This is a genomic window from Salinirubrum litoreum (assembly GCF_020567425.1).
Lineage (GTDB): Archaea > Halobacteriota > Halobacteria > Halobacteriales > Haloferacaceae > Salinirubrum > Salinirubrum litoreum.
The window spans coordinates 293180-316943 of record NZ_JAJCVJ010000001.1; the positions used below are offsets into that span (position 1 = coordinate 293180).

The following is a 23764-nucleotide window of genomic DNA, read 5'->3' on the forward strand; positions in this document are numbered from 1 at the left end:
ACAGTGTTTTCACACCCCCGGCGAAAGGCCACGATTATGCAGGCAGTTCAGTTCAGCGAGCACGGGGGCCGAGACGTGATCGAGTACGGCGACTTCGCGGACCCGTCCCCTGGCAGGGGCGAGGTGCTGATCGACGTGAAAGCGGGCGCGCTGAACCACCTCGACATCTGGACCCGGAAGGGCCTGCCGGGCATCGACCTCGAGATGCCACACATCCCCGGCAGTGACGCGGCGGGCGTCGTCACCGAGGTCGGCGAGGGCGTCTCGCGTTTCTCGGAGGGTGACCACGCGGCCGTCTCTGCCGGCGTCTCCTGTGGCGAGTGTGAGTTCTGCCGGGACGGCGAGGAGTCGCTGTGTGTCAGCTTCCACATCATCGGGGAACACGTCCGGGGCGTCCACGCCGAACAGGCCGTCGTCCCCGCCGACAACCTCGTGCCGGTGCCGGACCACGTCGACTGGGAAGTCGCGGGGTCGGCCTCGCTCGTCTTCCAGACCGCGTGGCGGATGCTCCTCTCGCAGGGCGACCTCCGACCCGGCGAGAGCGTCCTCGTACTCGGTGCCTCCGGCGGCGTGGGCCACGCCGCGGTCCAGATCGCCGACTACGCCGGTGCCGAGGTGTACGCTACCGCCAGCACCGAAGAAAAACTCCAGCACGCCGAGGAGTGCGGCGCGGACCACGTGATCGACTACGAGGCGAACGACTTCGCCGAGGAGATCACGGAGATGACCGGCAAGCGGGGCGTGGACATGGTCGTGGATCACGTCGGGGCGGCCACCTACCCCGACTCGCTCAAGAGTCTGGCAAAGGGCGGACGAATCGTCACCTGCGGCGCGACCACGGGGCCGAACCCCGACGCCGGCCTGAACCGCATCTTCTGGAACCAGTTGTCGGTCATCGGGTCGACGATGGCGACCCCCGGGGAGGTCGACGACGTGTTGGAACTCGTCTGGGACGGAACCTTCGAGCCTCGGATCCGCGAGGTCCTGCCGATGAGCGAGGCGGCCCGCGCCCACGAGATGATCGAGAACCGTGAGGGCTTTGGTAAAGTGGTCGTAAGACCGGACAGTGAGCTCTGAGGATCGGACCGACGGCGGCTACGTCCACACCCCCGGCGCGCTGGACGACGACGGCGACAGCGACGGCGACGGCGGGAGTGGTGTGGACGACACCGATCCCGAGGCGGTCACCGCCGACGATCCCGAGGAGATCGCCACCGACGAACCCGAGGCGGTCGGCTTCGGCCGGCAGGGGTGGCTCCTCGTCGGTGTCGTCGTCCTCACGTTCCTCGTGATCCCGGTCGTCGTCTACCTCTACCCCGCCGCAGTCGGCGGGAACAGCGTCCCGTTTCTCGTCGGCCTGATCGCACTGCCGATGCTTCCGGCAGTTCTGCTCGGGTTGACCGCCGTCTGGACGATGACGGCGGCGGCCGGTGACGCCGGGGCGGTGGACGACGAGCGCGGCGCAGACTGACCAACGATCTCTGCCCCCCGACACCACTTCACCCCGGCAAGAGCAGGTTGATCCCGGCGACGACCAGGCCCGCCAACCCCATCCTGAACCCGGCGACGTACCAGCGTTGCTTCGAGATACTGCCCATGTAGGCACCGAAGGCGAACAGCACCGCGACCGCGAAGCCGACCGACGCGACCGTCGCCTCCCGGACCGACAACAACCCGACTGTGAAGGGATCGCCGGTCACGAGAAACGGGACGAGTGGGACCAGAATCCCGACGAGTGGGCCGAGTCCGGAGGCAGTCGCGTTGACGACACGGGCACCCGAGAGGTCCCGCGCGAGTTGGGTGTCGTCCAGTTCCGTCAACATCGCGTCCTCGACCGACTGGAGGTCTGCAAGCTTCTCGGCGCGTTCGATCTCCCAGACACTCCAGACGCCCGAAGTCGCGAGACCGACCGCCGCACCGAGACCGATCTGGACGACGACCAGGCCGTTCGGGACGCCGGTCAGGAACGCCCCGACGACGACGCCGACACAGGTCAGCGCGCCGTCGAACCCGTTCGAGACGAGGTAGCGCCGGGAGATCGACCTGACCTCCTCGTCACGCAGCAGTCGCCGGAGCGAGTCGAGTCGTGACGCCACGGTCGATCACTCCCGGTCGAGCGCCGGCCCGACCGCGACGTACTCGCCGTAGGCCGCCTGGTCGATGGAGTGGACGCTCCCGCCCAGATCGTCGACGACCGTGACGATCTCGTCGTAGTCCAACTCCGCACCTTCGATCGTCAACGTCACCTCACGGACCTCCTCGTCGATCTCCACGAGGTCGGTGGTCGCGGCCTCGACCGTGGAGAGGTCGGCGATCTCACGACCGAGGGTCAACATGGTCGGCTCGTGTGGCTTCAACACGTCGAGAACGAGACGGCGGAGTGGCGGCATACCGGTCGTTGACGGTCTCGGGTGATAATGGTTGGCCGCAGTTCGTGGGTCGTTTCCGACCGGAGGCCAGCGACCGCCAAGCGACGGCCAGCGACCGGCGGAGGAGACCAGCGAGGGATCGCCGTCAGTCGTCGCTCGATCCGGCACCCCGGCGTCGCTCGCGGAGCCCCGAGAGCTCCTCGCGGATGGCCCGGCGCTTGACCAGCAGGAAGCCGAGGAAGATCAGCAGGAAGCCGTAGGCAGTCGTCTCGCTGGGCGTCTCCGTGAGAAACGCCCAGCCAGCCAGCGCCGCCGAGATGGGGGCGACGTACGAGACGAGGTTGATCTCGATCGGGCCCAACCGGTCGAGGAGGTCGAAGTATATCAGGAAGCCGACCGCGCTCGCGCCGACCGAGAGGTACAGCAAGGACCCGAGCGCGACCGGCGAGAACCAGTCCACGCCGACCGGCGACTCGCCGAGTCCCGCCGAGACCAGGTGCATCACGAGCGCACCGCCGAGCATCGACCACGCCTCCATCGACTCGATCGGCATCTCGGCGTCGATCCGGCGGGTCAACACCGATCCGAGCGCGAAGGCGGCGGCGGCCGCGAAGATCAGCAGTTTGGCGACGACCGCCCCGGTCAGCAGGCGGTCGGGGTTCGGGTCCGAGAGGACGATCACCCCGACGAGTCCCAGCAGGAGTCCGACGATACCGACGACGGTCAACCGTTCCTCGGGGAGAAAGACGCGGGCGAAGACGGTCGTGAGGATGGGACTGAGACTGACGATGACGGCGGCGGCCGCGCTGGTGACCGAGGGGTCCGACTCGCCGACGAACAGGAGCGCGTGGTAGGCGGCGATCAGGAGGAGCGACCCGACCGCGACGAGCGCCCACTGGCCCCGGCCGCGCGGGATCGGATCGTCGAGGACGATAGCGGCGTAGGCGAGCATCAGCACGCCCGCGATGTCGTAGCGGACGGCCGCGAAGAGGACCGGGGGGATGCCCGCCAGTTTCAGGCCGGCGTTGATCGCCATGAACGCCGATCCCCAGAGGGTGGCGAGGACGAGAAACAACAGGAGGTTCCGGTAGCGGATCACATCGAAGGTGGACGGAGCGACCCGGTGAAGGTTTCGCTCCCGGCGGAGTCGGCCGGGTGATCGGCTCCTCTGTGCCACGGCCGGTCGTGACGCCGGGCCACCGACTGTACTCGAATCCGAAACTCACCCACCGTCGGTAGCCGGCCCGAGTCGCCGGCTCCGGCAGTAACTACCGTGTTTCGGAAACCTGTGCTACTCGAAGCTCAGTAAACCACTTAACCCACCAGTCGCAAGGGCCTCGCATGGCCGACGAACTGCGGTCGACGATGGAGCGAGTCGGGGAACGCTTCAACCTCGGCGAGTACGAGATCGACGCCTACCTCGCCGTGTTGGAACACGGACAGTTGACGGCGAGCGAGATCGCGGACAACACCGACATCCCGCAGCCGCGAGTGTACGACACCGTGCGCAGCCTCTCGGATCGTGGACTGGTGGAACTGCGCGAGTCCCGCCCGATGAAGGTCGTGGCGGTCGATCCGAAGGACGCCTTCGGCGACATCCGCACCTCGCTCACGGAGATGGTCGAGGAACTGGAAGCGCGCTACACCGCGCCGGCCCGCGACACCGAGGCCGTCTCGCTCGTGAAGTCCCGTTCGACGATCCTCCGGTACATCGAGGAGGTGATCGACTCCGCCGAGTTCGAACTCGTCCTGTCGCTGACGCCGGATCTGCTCCGGCGCTTCCGCGAGGACCTCTCGGCGGCCACCGACGACGGGGTGAGCATCGACCTGCTGGTCGCGCCCGCGAGTCGGGCACCGGACCCCGCAGAGTTCGACTACCTCGACGTGGCGACGATCGCCCGCGCCCGGCGCGGGATCACGACACCCGTCCTCGCGGTCGCCGACGGCGAGTACTCCATCTACGCGACCCAGGACGCCCTGCGCGACGACCGGGACCGCTACGGCGTCATCTTCAACCGGTCCGCACTCGGGTTCCTCGTGAGTGGGTTCTTCGGGACCGTGCTGTGGACGACCGCCGAGACGCTGGCCGCCGACGGCAAGGCCCGCCCCTTCCCGCGTCGGTACGCCTCCATCCGGCGCGCCGTGAAGGACATCCGCGACCTCGAAGGAGAGTTCTACGCCACCGTCGAGGGCCGAGACGTGGAGACCGGCGCGACCATCGTCATCGAGGGGAAGGTGCTGGAGACGGCCTTCGAGGACACCGAGGAGGTCGCGTCGCTGGTCGTCGAGACGGAAGACGGCCCGGTCGACGTCGGTGGACTGGTCGCGGCGCTGGAAGACATCGAAGGCCAGGAGATTCTGATCGGGCGGGACGAACCGCCGACGCGATAACATCGCGAGTGAGTCGGTCGTCGGCTCTTCTCAGCCCGTGACCGGGTCGTCCTCGAAGGTGAACAGTCGCTCGTCACAGTCCGCGCAGGCCAGCACGGCGGTCTCCGGCGAGTCGTAGACGCCGCTGGTCCCGCCACAGCAGGCACCAACGGTCGTCTCGACGACCCGGCCGCCGCAGGCCGGGCAGGTCTCGGCGAACATCCGGAGCGGCTGAGCGGCCGCGACCGCGATCTTACGGTCGACGCCCCAGTCGGTCAGCACCGCGACGGCCGCACCCTCGGCGATAGCGAACGTGCGCGAGAGCAGGATGGACTCCTCGCCCGAGTCGAGGTGGAGCCAGCCGTCCTCCATCCGCCCGGTGTACGCGCCCGGCACGCGCGCCGCGACCGCCGACGCGAGGTCGTCGTCGGAGAGGTCACGTAGCTCCGCCATCTCTGCCTCCCAGTCGTCGAGGAAGTCGGCTGCGGGCGCGAGATCCTGCTGGCCGACGAGCACGCCGGCCTCGAACAGTGCTCCAAGCAGTCGTTCGCCGTCCATCTCGTCGTCGGCGATGCTCTCGGAGGTTCGGCCGCCGTCGGTCGCCTTCTCCGGGCCGAACTCGACCGGGAGGTACGCGACGAGACGCGGCGCGAACTCGGGGGTGTACGGGACGACGTACCCCCGAAGCGCGACGAGGACCGCGCCGACCACCACGACGAGGAGCGCGACCGGGAGCGAGACGAGCGTGAGTGAGACCCCGACGATACAGACGATACCGAGGTTGAGAATCGTGCAGGGCCAACACCGGTTCGCCCCGACGTACTCGGGTCGGCGGAGCCTGTCGATGACCGACATGAGAGGGCATTCTGCTGGTCTCGGCTTGAGGGTTTCGGGGATCGAACGACCGGCCGCCGCGATGCCAGCCGTGATCCTTCGGGTGTCACAGTACAGTCGCTGTCGTAGTACGGTAGCTGTCGTAGTACGGTAGCTGTCGCAGTACAGTCGCGGTCGTAGTACGGTAGCTGTCGCAGTACAGTCGCGGTCGGCGCGCGCGAGGAACGCGTGCGAGGGACGAGTGAGCACCGACCGGGCGCGACCTAGTGTCGCGACCTCGTGTCGCGCCCCCGTCGGCGCGGAGTGAGGAGGCTGGGGAGGCGTGAGGTTCGCGCGATCGCGGTGCTGTGTCGTGCGGTCGCGGTTCGCGGCTCCGGCGACGCCAGAGCCCCGAACGTCTCGATTCACCACTCGACGGCGACAATCGCGGCTCGCGGACGGGTCACTTCGGTTCCGGCGTCCTCGTCGCGGCGTACTCCACCACGAACGTCCGCGTCTGCGGTCTGACTTCGGTCCGGAGTCGAACGTCGTCGACGGTCGGGTCCGCACCGCCGTACCCCAGCGACGGCGCGGCGACCACGTCGGTCACCGACTCCCCGGCCGACACCGGCACCACGACCGGATCGGAGATGTCGTAGGCCCAGTTCGGTTCGATCAGTCCTCTGAGTACCGCGTCCCGGTCCCCCGCGTTCTCGACCGTCGTCCGGAGTCCGACACCCGAGGCCACGGAGACGAGTTCGGCCACCTGCACCCGCAGATCGGGCCGACTCGCCAGCGCCGCCGTCGTCGTGTCGTCCAGTCGCCAGCGCGCCAGCGCCTCGAAACTCGGGGCGTACGCGACCGACGCCGACGACACCTCGGCGACCGGGACCGGAATGGCCACCAGCGTCCCTCGTGACTCCCGGCCGGCACCCATCGGGATCACCTGCTCGTACCGACCCGCCGGCTCCAGCAGCTCGCCGTCCGCCGCGAAGAAGAACGCGTTCGGGTCGAGTTCCGATCCCTCGACGCCGGTCACGTCTACGACGAGGAACTGCACGCCCGGTTCGCTCCGGATCGCGGTGAACGCGCCGTTGTACCACAACGACGAGACCTGCACGGTCGGATCGGCGACCGTCAGCGTTCGGCCGTCCGGCAGCGTCGTCGACTCGCCGAGCGACAGCGGGGGCTCCCTGTCGGTGGTGCCGGTGCCGGCCGTCGAACTCGCCGATCTCTCGGTGTTCGTCGTCTCGGTCTCGTCGGTCGATGCCGACTCCGGCGCGCCGAGACACCCGGGGAGTCCCGTGAGTCCGGCTAGCGCGCTCGCGGTGGCGGTGAGGGCGGTCCGCCGTCGCATACGCAACGCGGCACCTGCCTGCGGTAAATCCTTTCTGGGCACTGCCGGTTCCCAGTCTCGGCGTGTGCACCCGCCACGGCGTCACGCCGACTGTCGGTCTCGGGCTATCGATTTACACCACTCGGCGTCGTACCCGGCGGTATGCAGTCGACCGACACCTCGACTTCGACCACGACTGCCTCGGCCCCGAACCCGACTGCCGACAGCCTCTACCTCGGCGTGGGCTTCGCGGTCTGGCTGGTCGCCACCGTCGCCGTCCGACTCGTCGGTGCTCGCGTGTTCGACCCCGCCGCGCCGGTCCTGATCGCGGGCGTCTTCGTCGTCACCATCCCGGCGATGATCGCGCTCACGCTCCTGATCTTTCGGTGGCGCGAGACACCGACCCCTGCTCGTCCGCGTGCCGCCGGGCTACTCGTCGCGCCGGGTCTCCTGCTCGACGCGTTCGTCTTGCCGCTCCACGCGACCGTCTTTCCGCAGATGCCACTCGGCGGTGTCCCCTTCTTCGGTGGGTTCCTCCTGCTGGCCTACGGCGTCGTGATCGTCACGGGACTCCAGTCTGGTCGCGGTCGGTAGAAACGGGGCCGTCGGCCGAACGATTCGTCACCCGAGCAACGTCGCCAGTGCCGACTGCACTGCCTCGCCCGCCTGCCGAACCTCCGAGACGCGGACGTACTCCCGCTCCGCGTGCGCGACCGCGCCCTCGTCGTCGGCCAGCACCCCCGGCCCGAAGACCACCGTCGGCGCGGGTGCGAAGTACGACGCCTCGGTCGCCGCACCGAAGGGCCGAATCTCGCCGCCCGAAGCGGACTGTAACGCCCGGACGACCGCCGCGTCGGGGGTCGTGGCGAACGCCTCCAGAAACGGTGACTCCCGGTCGGTCAGCGCGAAGTCGACGCCCACCTCGTCTGTGATCGCCGCCCGGACGTGGCTCTCCAGCGCCGACCGGAAGCCCTCTGCCGTCTCCGGCGGGACACTCCGCCGATCCACGACCAGTTCCGCCTCGGCCGGCACCTGGTTCGTCGACTCGCCCCCCGAGACGGTCGTCGGCGTCAGCGTCGGGCCGCCGAGTTGCGGGTCCGGGTCGGGACTCGCGTCGGTCGCGTCGAACGTCCTGATCGCCCGGAGTGCACCCTCCAGGCCGGCGACCGCGTTGACACCCGACTCGGGTTCGGCGGCGTGAGCCGCGACCCCGGAGAGCGTCACGGTTCCTTGAAACCGTCCCTTCGCGGCGGTACACACGTCCAGTCCGGTCGGTTCACCGACGACGTAGGCGTCGGCGTCCAGATCGAGCGCGTCGGCACCGAGCGACAGGGTCTCCTCGTCCGGCGTCACGGCCAGCGTGAGTCGCCCCCGTGCCGGTTCGGTCGCGAGGAATCCCGCGAGCAGTGCGGCCAGCGGCCCCTTCGCGTCACACGAGCCGCGTCCCCGGATCACGTCCTCGCGGGCCGGATCACCTGCTCCACCGTCGTCCCGTGCGAACGGGACGTGTGGTCGCACCGTGTCGATGTGGGTGTTCAAGACGATGTGGGGTCCGTCCTCGGGCACCGAAGACTCGCGCGTCGCCAGCGTGTTCCCGGCGTCGTCTACCGTCGCGTCGATTCCGTGGTCCGCGAGCGTCTCGACGAGGAACGCCCGCATCTCGGTCACGTCCTCGCTCGAGTCGATCTGTACGGCGGCTTCGAGGAAGTCGATCGGGTCGAACTCGGTCGCGTCGCGGGCAGCGTCGACCGCGTCGGAGTCGTCGACCGGCACGGCTCAGGCGTCCACCCGGCGTCGCGGGTCGGCGGCCAGTTCGCCCGAGAAGTCGCGGACGACCGGTCCCTGCAGGGTGGCCGGGCCGTCGTCCGGGACCGTGATCGTCAGGTCGCCGCCGGGCGGCGAGACCGTCACGGGGTCGTCGCCCGCGAGTCGGCCGAGTCGCTTGGCGACTGCAGCGACCGCGACTGCACCGGTCCCGCAGGACTGGGTCTCGCCCTCGACGCCCCGCTCGTAGGTACGCTGGCGGAAGGCACGTTCACCCTCGATCTGTTCCGCGACGGTGACGTTCGTACCTTCGGGGAAGACGTCGGCGTACCGGACCGCCGGCGCGACCGAGTCGAGGTCGACCGCGTCCACGTCCTCGACGAACGCGACCGCGTGCGGAACACCGGTGTCGACGGCCGTGACGGTCAGTCCCTCCACGTTCTCCTCGATCAGTGGCGCTGTCCGGCCGGCCGCGAGTGGGACCTCGCTCGGCGCGAACGCGGGGACGCCCATCTCGATGGTCGCCTCGCCGCCCTCGACGCGGGCGTGGCGCGTGCCCGACTGGGTGTCGATCATGATCTCCTCGCTGCCGGTTCGGTTGCTGGCCCACGCCGCCGCACAGCGCGCGCCGTTGCCGCACATCGCGGCCGTGGAGCCGTCTGGCTGGACGAGCGTCATCACGACTCGGGGCGGCGAGAAGGCGTCTTCGAGTGCGAGAAAGAGCACGCCGTCGGCACCGACAGGCCCCTCGATTCCGCCTTCACTGGCGACAGCCCCGGCCTCTCTCCCGACGACCGACGCGGGGCTGACGCCCTCGCTCCGGTCGCAGTAGGTGGTGGCGAACGCCCCCCGGTCGGGGACGTACTCGTCGGCGTCGACGACGACGAAGTCGTTGTCGGTGCCGTGGTACTTCTCGAACGCTACGGATCGGGTCGTGATGTCGGTGTCTCGGGTCATCGTGCCTCCAGTGCGGTGAGGTCGGAAAGCGTCTCGCGTCGGCGCGCGAGCCGCGAGTCGTCACCGGACAGCGCGACCTCGGCCGGACGCGGTCTGGTGTTGTAGGTGCTCGCCATCTCGTAGCCGTAGGCTCCCGCGTTACCGATAGCGAGCAGGTCGTCGCGGGCCGGCGCGGGCAGCGGCCGGTCTTCACAGAACACGTCCGAACTCTCACAGATCGGTCCTGTCACGGTCGCTGGCTCGACCGTCCGGTCGGGTGCGTCCGGCGCGAGCGACCGGAGCGCGTGGTAGGCGTCGTACATCGCCGGGCGGAGCAGGGTCGTCATCCCCGCGTCGACGCCCACGAGCGTCGTCTCCGGGGCGTTCTTGACGGTGTTGATCCGCGTCAACAGGACGCCAGCGTCGGCGACGAGGTAGCGTCCTGGCTCCACTGCGAGTTGCGCGTCCACCTCGCCCAGTGCCTCGCGGGTCGCCGCGGCGACGGCATCGAGGTCCAGCGGCGGTTCGTCCTCGCGGTACGGGACGCCGAAGCCGCCGCCCACGTCCACGAACTCGATCTCCGTGCCGTCTGCGATCACCGCACGCGCCAGGTCGCCCATCCGGCGGACGAGTTCGCGGTGGTTCTGGAGGTCGTCGCCAGAGATGCCGGAGCCGGCGTGGGCGTGGATGCCGACGACCTCGAAGTCGTCTGCCGCGTCGGCGACGATCTCCTCCGCGCGGTCGTAGGGGACGCCGAACTTCGCGTCCGCGCCGACCCGGACCTTCTCGTGGTGACCCGCGCCGACACCGGGATTGACTCTGATGCAGAGTCGCCCGTCGTAGCCGCGTTCGCGCAGGCGGTCGACGGTGTCTTCGGCACCGGCCGTGATCGTTATCTCTGGCTCCTCCTGCCACGCATCGACCACGAAGTCGAGGTCCTCGCTCGGCGGGTTGACGGCGGTGTACTGGATCTCCGCGCCCGAGAAGCCCGCGTCGAGTGCGCGCTTCACCTCGCCGGCGGAGGCACACTCGGCGTCGAGTTCGGTCTCGCGGATAGTTTCGAGGACAGCGTTCCCCGAGTGGGCCTTCACGGCGTACCGGCGGTCGGCGTCGGGGAACGCCGCTTCGAGTCGGGCCGCGTTCTGACGAACACGGTCGAGGTCGATCACGTACAAGGGAGTCCCGTGGTCGTCTGCGAGTCGCCGGAGGCGGTCGGCGTCCCAGTCGGCGAGGCGGCGGACTGCGGGATTCTCGGCGGCTCCCTCGGGGGGTCGGCGTTCGCCGACGCCGCCGTCGGTCGCCGCCCGGTTGTGGGGCGGCACGTCGCCACGGTGAGTGCCGGGGTGCACGTCGTCGTGGTCGTCGCCCGGTGCGTCGCCGTGGCCACCGGCCACCGCGTCGTGGTCGTCGCCCGGTGCGTCGTCCCGGTGGGTCATTCCCGGAGTGCCTCCTCGCGCTTCGTCGCGTCGCGGGTGTCGTCTTCGATGTCCAGCGCGACGACCGCCGGCTTGAACGCACCGCCGGCGAAGAGGTCGTGGTCGCCGAGCGAGGACTCCACGTACCGGGTGAACGCCCGTCGTTCAGAGGGGAGGTGGCCGTAGTAGACCTCCTCGTCGACGAGGTCGTAGACCGGAATCCGGGGCGTGAGCAGGGTGTTCTCGCCGACGACCGTGTTCTCCCCGACGACGAACCCGGAGGTGACTCGACAGCCGGCACCGAGCGACACGCCGTCCTCGACCACGACCGGCGCGTCCTCGACCGGTTCGAGGACGCCGCCGATCAGCGTGTTCGCACCCAGTTTCACGTCCTCGCCGATCTGGGCACAGGAGCCGACCGTGTCACAGGAGTCCACGAGCGTCCCGTCGCCGACGTACGCGCCGACGTTGACGAACGACGGCGACATCATGATGCAGTCCGCGCCGAGGTACGCCCCCCGGCGGATCACGGTCCCGTCGGGCGTGTTCCGGGTACCGCGCTCGCCGAGGTCGTCGGTGTCGCGCAGGGGGAGCACGTCGTGATAGGCCACGTCGCCGTACTGCCGGCGGTGCGTCTCCCGGAGGCCGAAGTTCAGCAGGATGCCGCGCTTGACCCACTCGTTCGCCTCCCAGGAGGTCACGTCGTCGCCGGTCTTCTCGGCCGCCCGAACCTCGCCCGATTCGAGCGCGTCGAGGAAGGCGTCGAGGGTGTCCAGCACGTCGATCTCGGCTCCCTCGGCGTCGAGGTCGTCGTCGGTGTAGCGGTGCCACAGGTCGTCTACGTCGGATTGGAGTGTCGTACTCATCGTGTATCCTCCTCGGAATCAGTAGTGTCGTCGCCGCGAATCACGTCGAAGAAGTCGTATCGTCCCGCGTCCCGTCCCACGAGCCAGACCGCCGCGTCGAGGGCTCCCTCGGCGAAGACGCCTCGGGACTCGGCGCGGTGGGTCAGCGTCAGGACCTCGTGGTTGCCGGCCAGCAGCACCTCGTGTTCGCCGGTGATGTCGCCGGCTCTGCGGGCGTGGACGCCGATCTCGCTCCGGCGGCGTGGCTGGTCGCCCTCCCGGCCGTGGGTGCGCTCGTCGAGGTCGTCGCGGACCGACTCCACGTCGTCGAGAATCGACTTCGCGGTGCCGCTGGGTGCGTCGCGCTTCCCGTTGTGGTGCGTCTCGGTCAGTTCCACGTCGTACTCGGGGACCGCCGCCACCGCCTCGCGGACTGCCTGTCGGAGCGCCGCGACCCCCCGCGCGAAGTTGCTCGCCTTCAGCAAGGGGATCGACTCGCTGGCGTCGGCGAGGCGGGCCGTGCCGGTGCTGTCGAAGCCGGTGGTGCCGACGACCGCCGGCACGCCCAACTCGGCGCACGCCTCGACGTAGTCGGCCGAGGAGTCGGGACCCGTGAAGTCCACCAGCACCTCGGCGTCCGACTCGGCGAGCAGCGCGGGCAGTTCCTCGGCGTCGTGGACCGGAACGCCCGCGACCTCGCTGCCCTCCACCGTGGTCCGGTTCACGGCCAGCACGACCGACACGTCCTCGCGGGCGTCGGCGGCCGCGATCACTTCCCGGCCCATCCGCCCGCCCGCCCCGGTGACGGCGACGCGGACCACTACCGATCGGCCTCCTGGAGGTCGGGGTCGGGCGTGTCGTCCAGTGCGGCGAGTACCGCCCGGAGGTCGTCGACGTGCTGTTCGGAGAGCCGGGTGAGTGGTGCCCGAAGCCGGGCCGGACCGTAGCCTCTGATCGCCATCGCCTCCTTGACCGGGATGGGGTTCGTCTCGACGAACAACTGGCGGAACAGCGGACCGAGTTCGTGGTGGATCTCGCGGGCGGCCGCGTAGTCGTCGGCGTTCGCGGCGTCGACCAGCGCGCACATCCGCTCCGGTTCGACGTTCGCCGTGACGCTGATGACGCCGGTGCCGCCGACCGACTGGATCGGCAGGGTCAGCGGGTCGTCGCCCGACAGGACCGCGAAGTCCTCCTCGCGGGTGCGTTCACAGATCTCGGAGATCGCACCGAGATCGCCGGAGGCGGCCTTGTACCCCCGGACGTTCTCGTGGCTCGCCAGCGCGACTGCGGTGTCGACGTCGATGCTCCGGCCGGTCCGGGAGGGGACGTTGTAGACGACGATGGGTACGTCCACCGCGTCGGCGATCTGCCGGTAGTGGTCCTCCATGCCGGCCGGTTCGGGCTTGTTGTAGTACGGCGAGATCAGGAGGAGTGCGTCCGCGCCGGCGGCCTCGGCGCGCTGGGACAGCGAGAGCGCTTCGTGGGTCGAGTTCGAGCCGGACCCGGCGATCACGGGCACGTCGTCGACCGCGTCGACGACCGCCTCGATCACCTCGACGTGTTCGTCGTGGGTGAGCGTCGCGGACTCGCCGGTCGACCCGGCCGGAACGAGTCCGTCGACGCCCGCCGATTCGAGGCGTCGGGCGTCGTCGCGGAGTGTCTGGAAGTCGATGCTCCCGTCGGCGTCGAACGGCGTCGTCATCGCCGGGAAGACGCCGGTGAAGTCGAGTGTCATGTGTCGGTGTCGGTGTGTTGAGTGGAGTGGTCGCCACGCGGTGCGGGTCCGGACGTGCCCGCGACGGGGTCGCTACGCCCGCCGTGAGCACTCAGTCACCGCGTTTCTTCGGGGGAGAAAGGAGCCGCTCGGCCGGGGTCGAGCGTCGCGTTGTGGCCGTCGGCTGTATCACGGTCACGCATCTGTCGCGGTCGTGCTTATACGTTGCGCCGCGCGCAGGTATCGCCACGTTTCGGACCGTGATACGAGGAACGCGTCGTCGGATGGGTTGGTGAGTACGTCGTCGGCCGAGTCGAAGAGTGCCTCGTCGGATGGCTCGGCGACGGCGACGAGCGAGCCTCTCGACGCCGATCAGTCGTCGCTGGAGGCGACGCCGGCGCGCCCGGACACGACCGGGGAACTCGTCGCCGCCTCGGGGAGGTCGCTCCGCACGTCCTCGCGGCTCTCCTCGGCGACGACCTCGGCGTAGGCGTCGGGCATGACCTTCACGAAGTCGCCGACCGCGCTCGCCCAGTCGTCCAGCAGGCGCTCGGCCTTCGCGGAGTCGGCGTACTCCGCGTGGTTCTCGACGAGTCGCTGGAGCATCGCCTCGTCCGACTCGCCGAGTTCGTCGTGGAGCGTCACCATCTCGGTGTTCGCCTTCTCGGGGAACTCGCCCTCGGGGTCGTAGACGTACGCCACGCCGCCGGACATCCCGGCCGCGAAGTTCCGGCCGGTGTCGCCCAGCACCGCGACGACGCCGCCGGTCATGTACTCACAGCCGTGGTCGCCGACGCCCTCGACGACCGCCTTCACGCCGGAGTTGCGGACCGCGAACCGCTCGCCGGCGACGCCGTTGACGTAGGCCTCGCCCTGCGTCGCGCCGTAGAGGGCGACGTTGCCGATCAGGATGTTCTCGTCCGGCGCGTAGCCGGCCGTCTCGGGCGTCCGGACGATGACCTTCCCGCCGGACAGCCCCTTCCCGACGTAGTCGTTGCCCGCGCCGGTGAGTTCCATCGTCACGCCGTTCGCCAGGAACGCGCCGAACGACTGGCCCGCCGTCCCCGCGAACTCGCAGGTGATGGTGTCGTCCGGCAGGCCCGCCTCCCCGTACTCGCGGGAGATGCGGTTCGACAGCATCGCGCCGACCGCGCGGTCGACGTTCGAGACGTCCGACGCGAGGTCGACGCGCCGCCCCTCCGCCAGTGCCGGCGCGGCCGCGTCGATGAGGTCGTGGTCCAACTGCTCTGCTACGTCCGCGTGCGCTTGCTCGCGGGTCTTGTACCGGTCGTCGTCGCCGGCCGGTTCCGCGATGACCGACGCCAGGTCGAGGTGGCGGGCCTTCTCGTGGTCCGTCTCGCGCTGGCGCAGGAGTCCCGGGCGGCCGATCATCTCGTCGACCTCGCGGAAGCCGAGGTCGGCCATGATCTCGCGCAGTTCCTGCGCCATGAAGGTCATGTAGTTGATGACGTGATCCGGCTGACCGGGGAACCGGTTGCGGAGGTCCTCGCGCTGGGTGGCCACCCCGACCGGGCAGGTGTTCTCGTGACACTGTCGGGCCATCACACAGCCCGACGTGACCAAGGAGGCGGTCCCGAAGACGTACTCCTCCGCGCCGAGCAGCGCCGCCACGGCCACGTCCCGGCCGGTCTTCATCCCGCCGTCGGCCGTGACCGTGATGCGGGAGCGCAGCCCCGTCGCGCGGAGCATCTGGTTCGCCTCCGCCAGTCCCAACTCCCACGGCAGGCCGGCGTTCTTGATCGACGTCTTGGGCGACGCGCCGGTCCCGCCGTCGTGGCCCGAGATGTGGACCACGTCGGCGTTCGCCTTCGCCACGCCGGCCGCGATGGTGCCGATGCCCGCCTCAGAGACCAGTTTCACGTTGATGTCGGCCTCGTCGTTGGCGACCTTCAGGTCGTGGATGAGTTGCTTGAGGTCCTCGATGGAGTAGATGTCGTGGAGCGGCGGCGGCGAGATGAGACCGACACCCGGCGTGGAGTACCGGACGTGTGCGATCATCTCGTTGACCTTCTTGCCGGGCAGGTGGCCGCCCTCGCCGGGCTTCGACCCCTGTGCCATCTTGATCTGCAGTTCGTCGGCGTTCGACAGGTAGTTCGACGTGACGCCGAACCGGCCGGACGCGACCTGCTTCACCGACGACTCCTTCTCGGTACCGAACCGCTCCGGCGGTTCTCCGCCCTCGCCGGTGTTCGACTTCCCGCCCAGTCGGTTCATGGCGATGGCGTTGTTCTCGTGGGCCTCCGGCGAGAGACTCCCGAGACTCATCGCGGCCGTCGAGAACCGTTTCACGATGGACTCGACAGACTCGACCTCTTCGAGGGGAACCGGATCGCGGTCGGAGTCGAATTCGAGGAGTCCGCGAAGCGTCTGGAGTTCCTCGCTCTGGTCGTTGATGAGTTCGGCGAACTCGCCGTACTTGTCGTAACTACCGGATCGCACCGCCTGCTGGAGCGTCCCGACCGTCTTCGGGTTCCACTGGTGGTGGATCCCCGACGAGCGGTGCTCGTACTCGCCCTGCGTCTCGATGTCCGGGTCGGCACCGAAGCCCACCGCGTGCCGGGTCAGCAGGTCGTTCTCGATCTGCGGCAGGCCGATTCCTTCCGTGCGGATCTCGGTCCCCTCGAAGTACTCGTTGACGAGGTCCGAGTCCAGCCCGACCGCCTCGAAGATCTGTGCGCCCTGGTACGACTCGACGGTCGAGATGCCCATCTTCGCCATCGTCTTCAGGAGGCCGTCCTCCAGCGCGTGCTGGTAGGCCGCGATGGCCTCCTGCTCGTCTGCGCCGTCCGGCCCGGCGACGACGTCGCCGATGGTCTGGTAGGCGAGGTACGGGTTCACCGCGCCCGCGCCGTAGCCGACCAGCGTGGCGACGTGGTGGACCTCGCGGGGGTCGCCGGACTCGACGACGAGGCCGGCGTGGTTGCGCTTGCCGGTCCGGACGAGGTGGTGGTGGACCGCGCCGGTCGCCAGCAGACTCGGGATCGGTACTCGATTCTCGCCGGTCGCACGGTCCGAGAGCACGAGGATGCCGGCCCCGTCGTCGATCGCCGCGACCGCGGACTCGCGCAGATCCTCGATGGCCTGCTCCAACGACGTGCCCTGCTCGTAGGTCGCGTCCAGCGTCGTCGCCGAGAGGTCGCCGTCGAGTTCCTTGATGCCGGCCGTCTCCGCGTCCGAGAGGACGGGCGAGTCGAGCACGAGTTGTCGCGCGTGGCCGGACGTCTCGCCGAGCAGGTTCCGCTGTGGACCCAGCCGCGACTCGATGCTCGTCACGAGTTCCTCGCGGATGTAGTCCAGCGGCGGGTTGGTGACCTGCGCGAACAGTTGCTTGAAGTACGTGAACAGTGGGCGGTTGAAGTCCGAGAGCACCGACAGCGGCGTGTCGTCGCCCATCGACCCGACCGGATCCTTCCCCTGACGGGCCATCGGTTCGATGAGGTGGTTCAGTTGGTCCTCGGTGTAGCCGAAGGCGGCCTGCTGTGCCCGGAGGTGGTCGACCGACTCGCGCGGCGCGAGGTCGTCGGTGTCGGCCACGTCGTCGAGGTGTCGCTGCTCCTCAGCGACCCACTCGCCGTACCGGTCTGCGACGAGCGACTCGAAGACCTCCTCGTCCGGGATGACGCGACCCTCCTCGGGGTCGGCGACGAACAACTGGCCGGGCTGGAGTCGACCGCGTTCCTCGATGTCTGCCGGGTCGGTGTCGAGCGCGCCGACCTCGCTGGCCATGACCAGCGTGTTGTCGGTCGTCACGTCGTAGCGACACGGTCGGAGACCGTTGCGGTCCAGCACTGCGGCGATCTTGTCGCCGTCCGTGGCGGCGACGAGGGCGGGACCGTCCCACGGTTCCACGAGGCTGGCGTGGTAGTCGTACCAGTCCTTCCGGGCGGGGTCCATCCGGTCGTCGCCCTCGAAGGCTTCGGGGATCAGCATCCGGAGCGCGTGCGGCAGGTCGCGGCCGCCCTGCAGGAGCAGTTCGAGCACGTTGTCGACGACCGCCGTGTCGGACTGGTCGCCGGTCGTCACGGGTTTGATGCTCTCGACGTCGTCGTCGGTCCACTCCGGCGCGTCGAAGGCGTCGCCCGGATCGGCCAGATCGGTCTCGCGGGCGCGCATCCAGTTGACGTTCCCCTGGATCGTGTTGATCTCGCCGTTGTGGATGATGTTCCGGTAGGGGTGTGCGAGGTGCCACGCGCCGAGCGTGTTCGTCGAGAAGCGTGCGTGGACGAGCGTCAGCGTGGTCTCCATGCGTTCGTCCGACAGGTCGGGGTAGTACGCCGGCAGTTGCTCGGCCTTCAGCAGGCCCTTGTAGACCAGTCGTTTGCGGTCCAGCGAGCAGACGTAGAAGCGGTCGGCACCCGCCGAGTCGAGTTCGCCGATGGCGTTCTCTGCGGCCCGGCGGCCGACGAACAGCGCACGGTCGAACTCGGCGTCGGTCATCCCCTCGGCCGGTCTCACGAACGGTTGCCAGACGTCGGGTTCGGCCGACAGCGCGGTCTCGCCGAGCGACGAGTTGTCCGTCGGGACGTCGCGCCAGTGGAACACGTCGAGACCGTGTTCCGCCAGTTCGTTCTCGAAGATGGTGACGAGGCCCTGCCGGGCGGCGTCGTCCTGCGGCATGAACACCGACCCGACGGCGTAGGTGTCGGGCAGGTCGGCGTCGAGGACGCCCGCGAAGAAGCGGTCGGGGCGCTGGAGCATGATGCCGGCACCGTCGCCGGTGGCTTCCTCGGCACCGGTGGTGCCACGGTGTTCGAGGTTCTCCAGCAGGTCCAGTCCGTCGCGTACTACGTCGTGGGTTCGGCCGCCGTCGAGGTCGATGACGGCACCGACCCCGCAGTTCGACCGCTCGTCGGCCGGGTCCGCCAACCCGTCCGCACGGGTGTCTCTCTGTGGCTTGGTCATACGGAAGCGGTAGAAGTTTTCCCTTAAGAGGGCTTCCCTGATAGGATAAGGGTGCAATAAGCACACATAAGGGGATATTAGGTGTTCATATCTGCCGAGATTGACACTCGACGTTCGTCGAAAACCGTGAGGGATTCCCGCGTGGTTTCGGGCGATCGTTCACTACTGTCGCCAGCCGACGGTCCCGCCGGTCGACCGTCGACCCCGTTCCTCGTCGACTCGTCGCTGGCGCTCGTCGCCGACTCGCGGCGGGTGGTGTGTCGCAGACCTCGGAAAGCAGATGTGTCGCCGACTCAGTACGACTTGGCGAAGTACGCGGTCGTCTCGGCGGCCTCGCCACAGACGGCACAGTCGCAGTCACCCTCCAGGACGGCGGGGTGGTGTTTCTCGTCGTCGCCCTCGAAGGGCACCATCACGATCTCGGCGGCGATCTGGTCTTTGATCTCCGTCTCGCAGTCCTCGTCGCCACACCACGGGGCCTTGACGTAGCCGCCGTGTTGGCCGATGGTGCCGAGGATCTCGTTGCGGCCTTCGGCCTCGCGGACGTTCTCCGAGAGGTTCTCCTCGGCGGCCGCGTACAGTTTGGCGAAGACCTCGTCGAACTGGTCGTGGATCTCGTCGGTCACGTCGTCGCGGTCCAGCGTGACGCTCTCGCCGTCGGGGCGGTGGACCGCCGTGATCTCGCCGTCGTCGACCTCGTTGGGGCCGATCTCGAACCGCAGGGGGACGCCGCGAAGCTCCCACTCGTTGAACTTGAAGCCGGGGTTGCGCTCGTCGCGGGCGTCGAGTTCGACGCGGACGCCCTCGCTCTCGAGGTCCTCGGCGAGGTCCTCGGCGTACTCGAGCACCTCGTCTTTCGTGTCCTCCTGCCAGATTGGGACGACGACGACCTGTTCGGGCGCGATGGTGGGGGGCAGGACCAGCCCCTGGTCGTCCGAGTGGGTCATGATGAGCGCGCCGAGCGAGCGCCACGAGAAACCCCAGGAGGTCGTGTTGCAGACGCGCTCCTCCTCGTCGGTGTCGGCGTAGGTGAGGTCGAACGCCTCCGCGAAGGAGGTGCCGAGGTGGTGGCTGGTCGCGCCCTGCACCGACTTGCCGTCGGGCATCAGCGCCTCGACTGTCGTGGTCGTGTCCGCGCCGGGGAACTTGTCGTGGTCGGGTTTCTGCCCGCGGATGACGGGGATGGCGAGGACGTCCTCGTACACGTCCTCGTACTGATCGAGGCGGAGCATCGTCTCCTCCCACGCGCCCTCACTGGTGGCGTGGGCGGTGTGGCCCTCCTGCCAGAGGAACTCTTTCGTCCGGAAGAAGGGCTTCGTCTCGGTCGCCTCCCAGCGGACGACGGAGGCCCACTGGTTGACGCGCAGGGGGAGGTCGCGGTGGCTCCGGACCCACTGGCTCATGTAGGGGGCGATGATCGACTCGGAAGTGGGCCGGACTGCCAGTCGCTCTTCCAGTTCCTCGTGGCCGCCGTGGGTGACCCACGCGACTTCGGGGTCGAACCCTTCCACGATGTCCTTCTCGCGTTCGAGGTAGCTCTCGGGGATGAACAGGGGGAAGTAGGCGTTCTGGACGCCGGTGTCCTTGAACCGGGCGTCGAGTTCGCCCTGCAGTCGCTCCCACAGCGCGTAGCCTCGGGGGCGGGTGACGATGAACCCGGACATCCCCTCGGGCCCGTAGTTCGCGAGGCCCGCCTTCTTCACGACCTCGGCGTACCACTCGCCGGTGTTGTACTCCTTCGACTCGGTGATCCCGAGTTCCTGCGCGTCGGTCATTACTCTCCGATACCGCCACGGAGTTCTTAAACGAACCGAAGGTGTGCTACCGTGTCTGGTGCGTCCGCGCCGCGCGCACCGACGACGATCGGCGGCGGTCGGCCGGTTCCCTCTCCCGGAGAATCAAGCCGCCACTACATGGTCGTGGCCGCCGTACTCGACGGTGGAGGCATAGATATGGAGATAGACCGTCTCGACGAGTCCGAGAACCGCACGACGACAGCACCGACACGGCGGATCGAACTGTGGCTCCAGCCGACGCCGGGCGGCCGGAGCTACGACGACGCGGTGACGCGACTCGCGGGGTTGTCGCTCCGTGGCGTGATCGACGAGTTCGCCGTCGAGACGTGGGGGAAGGGGATCGACCTCTCGACCGACGACCTGCGTGACGAGCACGAACAGCGCGTCAGGGAGCGCGTGGCGACGTTCAAGCAGTGGGCACGAGAACACGACGCTCGGATCCCGGACTTCGAGGAGCGTCGGGTCGTCGGCGAGGGGCGGATGGGCCGGGAGTACGTCGTCCAGTCGCTCCCGTCGGCACTCCTCGCGGAGTTCGAGGGTGAGGCGGTGGCCACCGTCACGCCCTGCACCGCCGGCACCGACTGCATCACCCGACGACTCGACGCGCTGGCCGAGGGTGACGCGACGTTCGGTGTCCCGGACGAGCGACTGACCGCGTAGCAACCGCGCCTTCACTCGCTTTCTCGTCACTCGTCTCTCTCTGTCGAGACCGCGAACGGACTCGGCTCGTCCTGCCAGTCCCACCCCGGCAGTCGGGTCTGGAGGCCGGCCGCGACCGCCGCGTCCAGGTCGTCCACACCGGCCGGTCCGTCGCTGTGGGTGTGGAGGTCGGCGTAGTGGAACGTCGCCTGTGCGAGCAGTGCGAGTGGTTGGCCGCCGGCGATGGTCGCGGCGAGTTCCCGGCCGAGGACCTCGTCCACGACGAAGCCGGGGTAGTCGTCGGTCACGTCCAACTCCTTCAGGAGGGCGACGTAGCCCGCGACGTTGACCGCGACCGCACCGTCGGCGAACACCGCGTCGATCTCGTCGCGGACCTGTGCGGTGGTGACCGGATCGACCTCGACGCCGAACAGTTCGCCGAGTCCGGTTCTCGTCTCGGTGATCGTCTCCGCGATGGCGGGCGCTCTGTCGTGGAACCAATCGTACTCGTCGCGGACGCGGTCCGGGGTGAGTCTCATACTGTGGTCGTCGTCACCGGGAGAGGAAAAGGCACCTTCCACCCGAGTCGCCGGCCGCCGCCGAGGACCCCCTCCGATCTGAACGGACCGTTCTCCGTCGCCGAGAGCCCGGGAGACGCGCACTCGTGCACCAACCGTCTCCCCGTTCCCCGCCGTCGGTTTGCGAAGGCTTTTATAATCGGGAGGTGATACGACCGACTAAGCGGGTTTTCACTGCCTCTTCCCGCAGTACCACACTACACGATTGGTTATCCGGCACCGCACGAACACTGGTCTCGACTGCCGACGGTGGTCGAGAGACTGGCAGTGGACCCGAGAGCCCATACGGACGGGACGGATACGCAGATATGAGTTCAGTAGATCAGCAACTCGAAGAACTGAAAGGAGAGATCGAAGCGGAACTACCGGCGGACATCAGTATCTCGGACGTGAAGTACGAGGGTCCGGAACTCGTCGTCTACACCCGGCACCCGAAGAAGTTCGCCCGCAACGGCGACCTCATCCGGAAACTGGCGAGCAAACTCCGGAAACGAATCACGGTCCGCCCGGACCCCGAGTCTCTGTCTGACCCCCGCGAAGCGAAAGAACGCATCCGCGAGGTGATCCCCGAGGAGGCCGGCGTCACCGACCTCGACTTCCACGCCGACACCGGCGAAGTCGTCATCGAGGCCGCGAAACCCGGCATGGTGATCGGGCGACACGGCTCGACGCTCCGGGAGATCACCCAGGAGGTCGGCTGGACACCCGAAGTCGTCCGGACGCCGCCGATCGAGTCCTCGACGGTCTCGAACGTCCGGAACTTCCTGAAGCAGGAACGCGACGACCGACGAGACATCCTCGAACGCGTCGGCCGCCAGATCCACCGCGAGGAGATGGCGAACGACCAGTGGGTCCGCATCTCGACGCTCGGGTGCTGTCGCGAGGTCGGACGCGCCTCCTTCATCCTCTCGACCGCCGAGACGCGCATCCTGATCGACTGCGGCGACAAGCCCGGCGCGGAGGGCGAGGTCCCGTACCTCCAGGTGCCCGAAGCACTCGGCTCCGGCGCGAACTCGCTCGACGCCGTGGTCCTCACGCACGCGCACCTCGACCACTCGGCGCTCATCCCACTCCTGTTCAAGTACGGCTACGACGGTCCCATCTACACCACGGAACCGACGCGGGACCTGATGGGTCTGCTGACGCTCGACTACCTCGACGTGGCCGCGAAGGAGGGCCGGACGCCGCCGTACGACTCCGAGATGGTGCGGGAGGCGATCAAACACACCATCCCGCTCGAATACGGCGACGTGACCGACATCGCGCCGGACGTGAAGCTCACCTTCCACAACGCGGGGCACATCCTCGGTTCGGCCGTCTCGCACTTCCACATCGGCGACGGCCTCTACAACGTCGCCTTCTCGGGTGACATCCACTACAAGGACACCCGCCTGTTCAACGGCGCGGTCAACGACTTCCCGCGCGTCGAGACGCTCGTGCTCGAATCGACCTACGGCGGTCGGAACGACTACCAGACCGATCAGGAGGACTCGGAACGCAAGTTGGTCGAGGTCATCAACGAGACCCACGACAAGGGCGGGAAGGTCGTCATTCCGGCGTTCGCCGTCGGGCGGTCACAGGAGATCATGCTCGTCCTCGAAGAGGCGATGCGCTCCGGGAAGATCCCGGAGATGCCGGTCCACCTCGACGGGATGATCTGGGAGGCGACCGCCATCCACACGACGTATCCGGAGTACCTGCGCGACGACCTCCGGGACCGCATCTTCCACGAGGACGAGAACCCGTTCCTCGCGCCGCAGTTCAACCACATCGACGGCGGCGAAGACGAGCGACAGGAGGTCACCGACGACGGCCCGGCGATCATCCTCTCGACCTCCGGGATGGTCACCGGGGGGCCGATCATGTCGTGGCTCCGCCACCTCGGGAGCGACCCGGACTCGCGACTCGTCTTCGTCGGCTACCAGGCTCAGGGGACGCTCGGCCGCCGTATCCAGAACGGCTGGGACGAGATTCCGATCAACGACCGCGACTCTCGGAACTCCGGTCGGTCGAGTACGCTGACGCTGAAGATGGACGTCGAGACGGTCGACGGCTTCTCCGGGCACGCCGACCGGCAGGGGCTGGAAGACTTCGTCCGCACGATGAACCCACGCCCCGAGAAGGTGCTGTGTGTCCACGGCGACGAACGCTCGGTGCAGGACCTCTCCTCGGCGCTGTACCACGACTTCAACATGCGGACGTTCGCGCCGAAGAACCTGGAGACGTTCCGGTTCAAGTGACCGACCCGCTCCGGTGAGGTCCGTCT

The 23764-nt window shown here is 68.5% G+C and carries 20 protein-coding genes; 6 read left to right on the forward strand and 14 right to left on the reverse strand.

Annotated elements, in window-relative coordinates:
- Positions 1-36: 36 nt before the first annotated feature.
- Entirely contained in the window at positions 37-1077 is a 1041-nt protein-coding gene (locus tag LI337_RS01380; RefSeq protein WP_227227922.1) for a zinc-binding dehydrogenase, read from the forward strand.
- A complete protein-coding gene (locus LI337_RS01385) occupies positions 1067-1471 on the forward strand; it encodes a DUF7977 family protein (RefSeq protein WP_227227923.1) in 405 nt (134 codons plus the stop codon). Before LI337_RS01380 ends, LI337_RS01385 begins: the two co-directional genes overlap by 11 nt.
- 28 nt (positions 1472-1499) lie before the next feature.
- On the opposite strand, the gene LI337_RS01390 is transcribed toward LI337_RS01385, so the two are convergent.
- From LI337_RS01390 to LI337_RS01400, 3 genes are all read right to left on the reverse strand, one after another.
- Positions 1500-2096 (reverse strand): VIT1/CCC1 transporter family protein, encoded by a 597-nt coding sequence (locus LI337_RS01390; RefSeq protein WP_227227924.1) that lies wholly within the window; start codon positions 2094-2096, stop codon positions 1500-1502.
- A 6-nt stretch (positions 2097-2102) separates the two neighbouring features.
- A complete protein-coding gene (locus tag LI337_RS01395) occupies positions 2103-2390 on the reverse strand; it encodes a DUF211 domain-containing protein (protein WP_227227925.1) in 288 nt (95 codons plus the stop codon).
- Positions 2391-2514: 124 nt separating this feature from the next.
- On the reverse strand, positions 2515-3468 hold the full coding sequence (locus LI337_RS01400) for a DMT family transporter (protein WP_227227926.1): 954 nt from the start codon (positions 3466-3468) through the stop codon (positions 2515-2517).
- 242 nt (positions 3469-3710) lie between these two features.
- Between LI337_RS01400 and trmB the strand changes: the two genes are divergently transcribed.
- The gene (gene trmB / locus LI337_RS01405; protein WP_227227927.1) at positions 3711-4760 is read left to right on the forward strand and encodes an HTH-type sugar sensing transcriptional regulator TrmB; all 1050 of its coding nucleotides are present in this window, start codon (positions 3711-3713) and stop codon (positions 4758-4760) included.
- A gap of 30 nt (positions 4761-4790) precedes the next feature.
- Here trmB and LI337_RS01410 read toward each other — a convergent pair whose 3' ends face one another.
- Positions 4791-5594, reverse strand: a complete 804-nt coding sequence (locus LI337_RS01410) for a DUF8054 domain-containing protein (RefSeq protein ID WP_227227928.1) — start codon at positions 5592-5594, stop codon at positions 4791-4793.
- A 421-nt stretch (positions 5595-6015) separates the two neighbouring features.
- Positions 6016-6909 (reverse strand): hypothetical protein, encoded by an 894-nt coding sequence (locus tag LI337_RS01415; RefSeq protein ID WP_227227929.1) that lies wholly within the window; start codon positions 6907-6909, stop codon positions 6016-6018.
- Between the two features lie 141 nt (positions 6910-7050).
- Here LI337_RS01415 and LI337_RS01420 point away from each other — a divergent pair, with 141 nt between their 5' ends.
- Entirely contained in the window at positions 7051-7482 is a 432-nt protein-coding gene (locus LI337_RS01420) for a DUF5367 family protein (protein WP_227227930.1), read from the forward strand.
- Between the two features lie 27 nt (positions 7483-7509).
- Here LI337_RS01420 and LI337_RS01425 read toward each other — a convergent pair whose 3' ends face one another.
- The 8 genes from LI337_RS01425 to proS form a co-directional block, all read right to left on the reverse strand.
- Positions 7510-8661 carry a M20/M25/M40 family metallo-hydrolase gene (locus LI337_RS01425; protein ID WP_227227931.1) on the reverse strand — a complete coding sequence of 384 codons (1152 nt, stop codon included), beginning with the start codon at positions 8659-8661 and terminating at the stop codon, positions 7510-7512.
- Positions 8662-8664: 3 nt separating this feature from the next.
- Positions 8665-9609 (reverse strand): diaminopimelate epimerase, encoded by a 945-nt coding sequence (gene dapF, locus LI337_RS01430; protein WP_227227932.1) that lies wholly within the window; start codon positions 9607-9609, stop codon positions 8665-8667.
- On the reverse strand, positions 9606-11024 hold the full coding sequence (gene lysA, locus LI337_RS01435) for a diaminopimelate decarboxylase (protein WP_227227933.1): 1419 nt from the start codon (positions 11022-11024) through the stop codon (positions 9606-9608). The genes dapF and lysA overlap by 4 nt, the downstream gene beginning before the upstream one ends.
- Positions 11021-11869 carry a 2,3,4,5-tetrahydropyridine-2,6-dicarboxylate N-succinyltransferase gene (locus tag LI337_RS01440; RefSeq protein WP_227227934.1) on the reverse strand — a complete coding sequence of 283 codons (849 nt, stop codon included), beginning with the start codon at positions 11867-11869 and terminating at the stop codon, positions 11021-11023. The genes lysA and LI337_RS01440 overlap by 4 nt, the downstream gene beginning before the upstream one ends.
- The gene (gene dapB / locus LI337_RS01445; protein WP_227227935.1) at positions 11866-12669 is read right to left on the reverse strand and encodes a 4-hydroxy-tetrahydrodipicolinate reductase; all 804 of its coding nucleotides are present in this window, start codon (positions 12667-12669) and stop codon (positions 11866-11868) included. The genes LI337_RS01440 and dapB overlap by 4 nt, the downstream gene beginning before the upstream one ends.
- Entirely contained in the window at positions 12669-13583 is a 915-nt protein-coding gene (dapA, locus tag LI337_RS01450) for a 4-hydroxy-tetrahydrodipicolinate synthase (protein WP_227227936.1), read from the reverse strand. The genes dapB and dapA overlap by 1 nt, the downstream gene beginning before the upstream one ends.
- Positions 13584-13934: 351 nt before the next feature.
- The gene (gene gltB / locus LI337_RS01455; protein WP_227227937.1) at positions 13935-18485 is read right to left on the reverse strand and encodes a glutamate synthase large subunit; all 4551 of its coding nucleotides are present in this window, start codon (positions 18483-18485) and stop codon (positions 13935-13937) included.
- A 293-nt stretch (positions 18486-18778) separates the two neighbouring features.
- The gene (gene proS / locus LI337_RS01460) at positions 18779-20260 is read right to left on the reverse strand and encodes a proline--tRNA ligase (RefSeq protein ID WP_227227938.1); all 1482 of its coding nucleotides are present in this window, start codon (positions 20258-20260) and stop codon (positions 18779-18781) included.
- A gap of 177 nt (positions 20261-20437) precedes the next feature.
- On the opposite strand from proS, the gene LI337_RS01465 reads away from it, so the two are divergent.
- Entirely contained in the window at positions 20438-20941 is a 504-nt protein-coding gene (locus LI337_RS01465; RefSeq protein WP_227227939.1) for an HTH domain-containing protein, read from the forward strand.
- A 26-nt stretch (positions 20942-20967) separates the two neighbouring features.
- Here LI337_RS01465 and LI337_RS01470 read toward each other — a convergent pair whose 3' ends face one another.
- On the reverse strand, positions 20968-21459 hold the full coding sequence (locus LI337_RS01470) for a DUF7984 family protein (RefSeq protein ID WP_227227940.1): 492 nt from the start codon (positions 21457-21459) through the stop codon (positions 20968-20970).
- Between the two features lie 347 nt (positions 21460-21806).
- Here LI337_RS01470 and LI337_RS01475 point away from each other — a divergent pair, with 347 nt between their 5' ends.
- Complete coding sequence (locus tag LI337_RS01475) at positions 21807-23738, forward strand: beta-CASP ribonuclease aCPSF1 (protein WP_227227941.1); 1932 nt, start codon at positions 21807-21809, stop codon at positions 23736-23738.
- Positions 23739-23764: the final 26 nt, after the last annotated feature.